This is a genomic window from Vibrio sp. V01_P9A10T6 (assembly GCF_963877065.1).
In the GTDB taxonomy this organism is placed as follows: domain Bacteria; phylum Pseudomonadota; class Gammaproteobacteria; order Enterobacterales; family Vibrionaceae; genus Vibrio; species Vibrio anguillarum.
Map to the genome: position 1 here is coordinate 1 of NZ_CAWNTB010000063.1, position 6,100 is coordinate 6,100.

The 6,100-nt window shown below is 43.1% G+C and carries 8 protein-coding genes; all 8 read left to right on the forward strand.

Annotated features, from left to right (window positions below):
* On the forward strand, positions 1 to 563 hold a 563-nt coding region (locus AACQ21_RS03605), incomplete at its 5' end, for an ATP-binding protein (RefSeq protein WP_146127554.1).
* Between the two features lie 2 nt (positions 564 to 565).
* Positions 566 to 1,255, forward strand: coding sequence for a response regulator (locus AACQ21_RS03610; RefSeq protein ID WP_013856983.1), 690 nt, complete (start codon positions 566 to 568; stop codon positions 1,253 to 1,255).
* Between the two features lie 302 nt (positions 1,256 to 1,557).
* Positions 1,558 to 1,857, forward strand: a complete 300-nt coding sequence (gene citD / locus AACQ21_RS03615; RefSeq protein ID WP_105977477.1) for a citrate lyase acyl carrier protein — start codon at positions 1,558 to 1,560, stop codon at positions 1,855 to 1,857.
* Positions 1,857 to 2,732 carry a citrate (pro-3S)-lyase subunit beta gene (gene citE / locus AACQ21_RS03620; protein WP_029189992.1) on the forward strand — a complete coding sequence of 292 codons (876 nt, stop codon included), beginning with the start codon at positions 1,857 to 1,859 and terminating at the stop codon, positions 2,730 to 2,732. Before citD ends, citE begins: the two co-directional genes overlap by 1 nt.
* A 12-nt stretch (positions 2,733 to 2,744) precedes the next feature.
* The gene (gene citF / locus AACQ21_RS03625) at positions 2,745 to 4,262 is read left to right on the forward strand and encodes a citrate lyase subunit alpha (protein ID WP_013856979.1); all 1,518 of its coding nucleotides are present in this window, start codon (positions 2,745 to 2,747) and stop codon (positions 4,260 to 4,262) included.
* Positions 4,263 to 4,784, forward strand: a complete 522-nt coding sequence (gene citX / locus AACQ21_RS03630) for a citrate lyase holo-[acyl-carrier protein] synthase (RefSeq protein ID WP_013856978.1) — start codon at positions 4,263 to 4,265, stop codon at positions 4,782 to 4,784.
* On the forward strand, positions 4,771 to 5,730 hold the full coding sequence (citG, locus tag AACQ21_RS03635; RefSeq protein ID WP_105977478.1) for a triphosphoribosyl-dephospho-CoA synthase CitG: 960 nt from the start codon (positions 4,771 to 4,773) through the stop codon (positions 5,728 to 5,730). Before citX ends, citG begins: the two co-directional genes overlap by 14 nt.
* A gap of 31 nt (positions 5,731 to 5,761) precedes the next feature.
* Positions 5,762 to 6,100, forward strand: a 339-nt coding sequence (locus AACQ21_RS03640; RefSeq protein ID WP_258174242.1) for a DUF5718 family protein, incomplete at its 3' end; no start/stop codon positions are given.

Sequence of the window (6,100 nt, forward strand, 5' to 3'; positions counted from 1 at the left end):
CAATTAGTGGTTTAATAGAAATAGGAGATAATAAAGCAGCATTAGAATTAATTAACAGTGAAAACATAAAAAAGCAACAATTAATTGACTTTATAAGTTCAAGAATAAAACTAAGGCAAATTGCAGGAATCCTGCTAGGAAAATATTCTCGCTCTTGCGAGCTAGGGCTAGAATTGCAGTTCGATCCCACTTGCCAGTTACGTCATTTAAATGAAAAAATAGAACCAAATGAATTATCCGCTATTATTGGGAATTTGATTGATAACGCATTTGAAGCCACACTTCAGAACCCTGAAAGTAATAAAATTGTTACCGTGTTAATTACAGATGCTGGTGATGATTTAGTGGTTGAAGTCTCTGACAATGGTTGTGGTATATCATCGGATATAGCAAGTACTATTTTTGAACGTGGGGTAACCAGTAAAAAAGATAGTGAAGGCCATGGAATAGGTTTATATCTTATCAATCGATACGTGATGAATGCTGGTGGAGTTATATTAGTTGATGATGCGGAACCTAAGGGAACGATATTTTCAATTTTTATTCCGAATAAAGGTAATTAAGAATGAATATGATTGATGTATTAATTATAGAAGATGAAGTTGGAATCGCTGAACTTCATGCACATTTCTTCCGTCAGACGATAAGGTTCAATCCTATCGGTATCGCATCGACCATTGCTATGGCGAAAACGATGATACGGATCCATAAACCTAGCCTGATCATTTTAGATAACTACTTGCCCGATGGCCGTGGGATTGATTTGTTGCGCGAGATCATCGCCGATAAGAGTGGCAATCAACCCGATGTGATTTTGGTGACGGCATCAAGTGAGATGGAAACAGTAAAAGACGCGCTTCATTGTGGTTGTTTTGACTACCTTTTAAAGCCTATTTCTTACGATAGACTACAAGAAACGCTCAATCGATACTTGAAATACCACTGTGCCATCAAAGCGTTTGACAACATCAGCCAACGCCATGTCGATGATTTATTTAATATCCAGACGCGGGATAAAGAATCCAGCCGACTTCCTAAAGGGATTGGTGAGTTAACATTGGATATGATTAAACAAGTATTTAGAGCCAATAGCGGCCTTAAATATACCGCGGAAAGTTTAGGCAGTGAAGTGGGAATCAGCAAAACCACGGCGCGACGCTACCTTGAATATTGCGCCGCCAGCGGTTTCATCTCGGTTGAAAATGAGCATGGCCGGGTCGGTAGACCTGAACGGGTCTACGTTAAAAACGCCTAGTATTTATGCTTATCGCTACCGCGCCACTCTTTAAGGGTGGCGTTTTCACATCATTGCTATTGTTCTTTCTTTCTTTCTTTCTTTCTTTCTTTCTTTCTTTCTTTCTTCCTTTCTTCCTTCCTTTCTTTACTCGCGATTAAATTCATTAAAAACGTTAATGGTTTTTACCCTACAGCGAAACTTGAGCAGCGTCCCCTTTAATCGCCCAGCCTTTGACGACAATGCTAGCAACAGGCAATAGCGGATAAACATCTATTGTCAAAAAATTCAAACATCCAATAGACGTATCTTAAGGACTTCGTATGCATATTAGTCAGCGCTCCTACGCTGGAACACTTGAGTCGAGTGACCTACTCGTTGAAGTGACACCTAGCGGTGGCGGTCATCTGCAAATTGACATTACTAGCTCGGTCGAAAAGCAATTTGAGCCAATTATCCGTCAGGTTGTAACTCACACGTTGGAGGAGATGGGTGTCAGTTCTGCCATCGTCACTATTAATGATAAAGGAGCCCTTGATTGTGTGATCCGCGCTCGCGTACAAGCTGCAGTGATGCGCGCAGCGAATATCGCTAATAACGACATTATTTGGGGGGCAATTTAATGAGTAAACTACGAAGAAGTATGCTTTTTGTCCCAAGCTCCAATGCGGCAATGTTAAGCAATGCATTTATCTACACACCCGATGCAATCATGTTCGATTTAGAAGATTCCGTCTCCCTGCGTGAGAAAGATACGGCGCGCATGTTGGTTTACAACGCACTGCAACACCCGCTCTACCAAAATATTGAGACGATTGTACGTGTTAATGCTTTGGAATCTGATTTTGGACATGCTGATGTGAGGGCCGTCGTCAAAGCTGGCGTGAACGCGGTGCGTTTACCCAAAACAGATACGCTGCAAGATGTGGTGGATATGGAGCTTGCCATAGAACAAGCTGAAATTGAATTTGGTCGCAAGTTAGGCAGTACCAAAATGCTTGCTGCGATTGAATCGGCGATGGGAGTAAATAACGCTGTTGAGATTGCTTGTGGTTCAAAACGTTTGATTGGTATTGCGTTGGGCGCAGAAGATTATGTACGCGATTTGCGCACACAACGCACATCTGAAGGCACTGAACTTTTGTTTGCACGCTGTTCAATACTACAAGCTGCTCGCGCCGCCGGCGTCATGGCTTTCGATACTGTTTATTCCGATGCGAACAATGACGAAGGCTTTCTTCACGAAGCGGAACAGATCAAAACATTAGGTTTTGATGGCAAGTCGCTGATTAACCCTCGCCAAATCGAAATGATCCACAACGTTTTTGCTCCATCACAGAAAGAAGTTGATCACGCTTACGCCGTTATTGAGGTGGCGCAAGACGCTGAGCAACAAGGTTCTGGCGTGGTTTCTCTCAATGGAAAAATGGTGGATGCGCCGATCATTGAACGTGCTCGATGGACACTAGAGCGGGCAAAATCCGGTATTAAACAGTAAGGCAGCAGTTGGATGAATAATAAAAAACTTCGTGAATTTGATTTAACGGCTCCCAATTTAAGACCTTATGCGGGTCCACATGAGCTTACTCCCCACTTATATGATCGTGACAAAAAAAAGTCACGTAAGCTATTCAAAACCGTTCAAGACGCTGTGCGCAACAGTGGGTTGAAAGATGGTATGACTGTCTCATTTCATCACTCTTTTCGTGGTGGTGATCAAATCATCAACATGGTGATGGATGTCCTCGCGCAGCTAGGATTAAAGAATTTAACCTTAGCCTCCAGCTCGTTGGCCGAAATCCATTCACCGCTTATTACGCACATAGAAAATGGTGTAGTGAGTAAGATTTATACCTCCGGATTGCGTGGTGAGCTGGCGGAATTTATTTCCAACGGATCCATGAATGAGCCGATCCACATTCATTCGCATGGTGGTCGTGTTCAGCTTATACAATCTGGTGAACTCAATATTGATGTTGCGTTTCTTGGTGTCTCTACCAGTGACGAATTTGGTAATGCCAATGCCGTACATGGTCATTCACGTTGTGGCTCTTTGGGTTACGCACAAATCGATGCCATGTACGCTAAGCATGTGGTTATTTTAACCGAGCAACTGGTTCAATTTCCAAACCAACCAGCTTCAATAGCGCAAGATAGTGTTGATAGTGTGGTACTGGTGAAATGTGTCGGCGATGCTTCAAAAATCGGCGGTGGAACAACACGTATGACAAGTAACCCCCGTGAGCTTTTGATTGCACGGAAAGCGGCCGATGTTATTGAGCATTCTGGGTACTTTAAGCAAGATTTCTCAATGCAAACTGGCTCGGGTGGTGCTTCTTTAGCGGTGACTCGTTTTCTTGAAGAAAAAATGGTCAGAAAGAATATTACAGCCAGTTTTGCACTGGGTGGTATTACATCCACTATGGTGGATCTGCATGAAAAAGGCTTGATCAAAACGCTACTCGATGTTCAGTCATTCGATGGCCATGCGATTGACTCTTTAGCTCGCAATCCAAACCACATTGAAATTTCCGCTAACCAATATGCTAATCCTGCCTCCAAAGGAGCGGTAGTAGATCGATTGGATGTAGTGATCTTAAGTGCACTAGAGATCGATACCGATTTCAACGTCAATGTGATTACCGGTTCCGATGGTGTTATCCGCGGCGCATCGGGTGGTCACAGTGATACTGCGGCTTCGGCCAATTTGACGATTATTGTTGCTCCCTTGGTCAGAGGCCGAATTCCTACGGTTGTAGAATCAGTATTGAATGTCGTGACCGTTGGCAGCGAAATTGATGTGTTAGTGACTGATCATGGTGTGGCAGTTAACCCGAATCGACCTGAAATTGCCGAAAAATTGCAACAAAGTGGCCTGATTCTAATGAGCATCGAGCAGTTGCAAGAGAGGGCAGAATTATTGACGGGTAAACCAAGGTCCATTGCTTTTGAAGAAAAAGTGGTGGGCTATGTTCGTTACCGTGATGGTTCAGTGCTTGATGTGATTCGGCAAGTTAAGGAGTTGTGAGTGTACAGTGGGCCACAAGTTAATTTACAGCAATTACTTGATTGTAAAGAACAAAGAGCCTATCGACAAAGAGAGTGGGTTAACACTCACTCTCTGCCGCTGATCAGTTTCACGATCAACATGGTGGGGGTTGTTAAGAAAAATGCGATATCAGAAAAAGCGTTTGATGCTGGATACTATGCGATTTTAGAAACCTGTTTAGCAAACAACATTGCGGTTGTTCGGATGGAAACTGTTGTGGAAGTCACCGGCTATGAGCTTTTGATCGCTGCAAAATGCGAAGATCCCTATCGGTTAAAGTGCTTGATGGTGAAATTGGAGGAGAATCATCACTATGGGCGTCTATTTGATATCGATGTGATTTCAACCTCTGGTCTTCCAATGTCGAGAGAAATGTTACGTTTGCCGAAGCGACGCTGTTTATTATGTGAGAACGAGGCGAAAAGTTGCGCTCGTAACCGAACTCATCCTCTGTCTGAATTGATCCATAAAATGAGCGAGATAACCCATGATTGCCAATAGAAGTATTGAATGGTTGATGGATGACTGCTGCCTATATCAACCAGCAGAACGTGGAGCGTTGAGGCTGAATATTTGTGTGTTAGCAGGCAATTTGGCCTACCACGCCATGATGTTAGAAGTGCATTTAACCCCAAAAGCGGGGCTGGTAGATTGCTCCTCAAACGGTGCGCACCATGATATGGACATCTATACATTTGTGCGCAGTTGCGATGCACTTCGGCCGTTTATGAAGGCATTTGTTAAAGCAGGAGCCAGAATGTCGTATTTACCAGCCAAATCACTACTGCCGGGTTTAAGAACTGTTGGTATTCAGGCAGAGAAAGCGATGTTTTCCGCAACCAATAAAGTTAATACGCATAAAGGCATGATTTTTACCCTTGGCCTGATATGCGGTGCAGTCGGCTGGCTGTATCAAAAAGGACTCAGTTACGACTCACAACGAGTGAGAGCCGTTATCAAAGAGTGTTGCGCAAGTTTGGTGGTAGATGATTTAAAATTATCCAATAAAATCCCCGTAACTGCTGGAGAAAAACTGTACAAACAATTTGGAATTACGGGCATTCGAGGAGAAGCTTCAAAAGGTTACCCTACCATTTATTGTTACGGGCTGCCTATTTACCAAGAGTGCATTTTGCAAGGCCATTCGGAAGAGCAAGCGCTGTCAAAAACCTTGCTCTCTTTAATGAGCCACAACTGTGACAGCAATGTGGTTAACCGTGGTGGAATGTCGGGTCTCGACTACGTACAAAGTCAATCAAGGCAGCTACTGGAAAAAAGCCATTATCCCCACACCAACCTTGACAGTGAAATTACGCTACTCGACCAGCAATTTACGCATAAAAATCTCAGTCCAGGAGGTAGTGCAGATTTGCTGGCTGCTACTTGGCTGCTTGCTCAACTCGATATTTGTTCACAGATACTGGTGAACAAACAAGTGTCAATATAAGCAATAAAGTCAGTGATAAAGGGAAAGTTTCATGTTGTGTATCGGTATTATTGGTAATTATTCAGGTCATTTAAGTGGTGCAGAACAAGTACAAGAAACGGCATTGCCCAATGGTATCTTTGTGATTGATTGTTCTCATCCGGAAACGTTAACCTCAGGGAAGATAATCTACTACCCAAGAAGTGGAAGTAAAGTTGATATTGAGCCAGAATTTGTTATTCGTTGCCAAGTGAGTTATGAGCAAGGGAAAGTGAGCGCTTTAATGCCAAAACAGCTTACTATAGGCAATGACTTTACTATTCGTGAATTGACAGGTTCCAATAAAATTGACCAACGAAAATCTTGGGGAGAATGTTCTAAAGGGATTAAT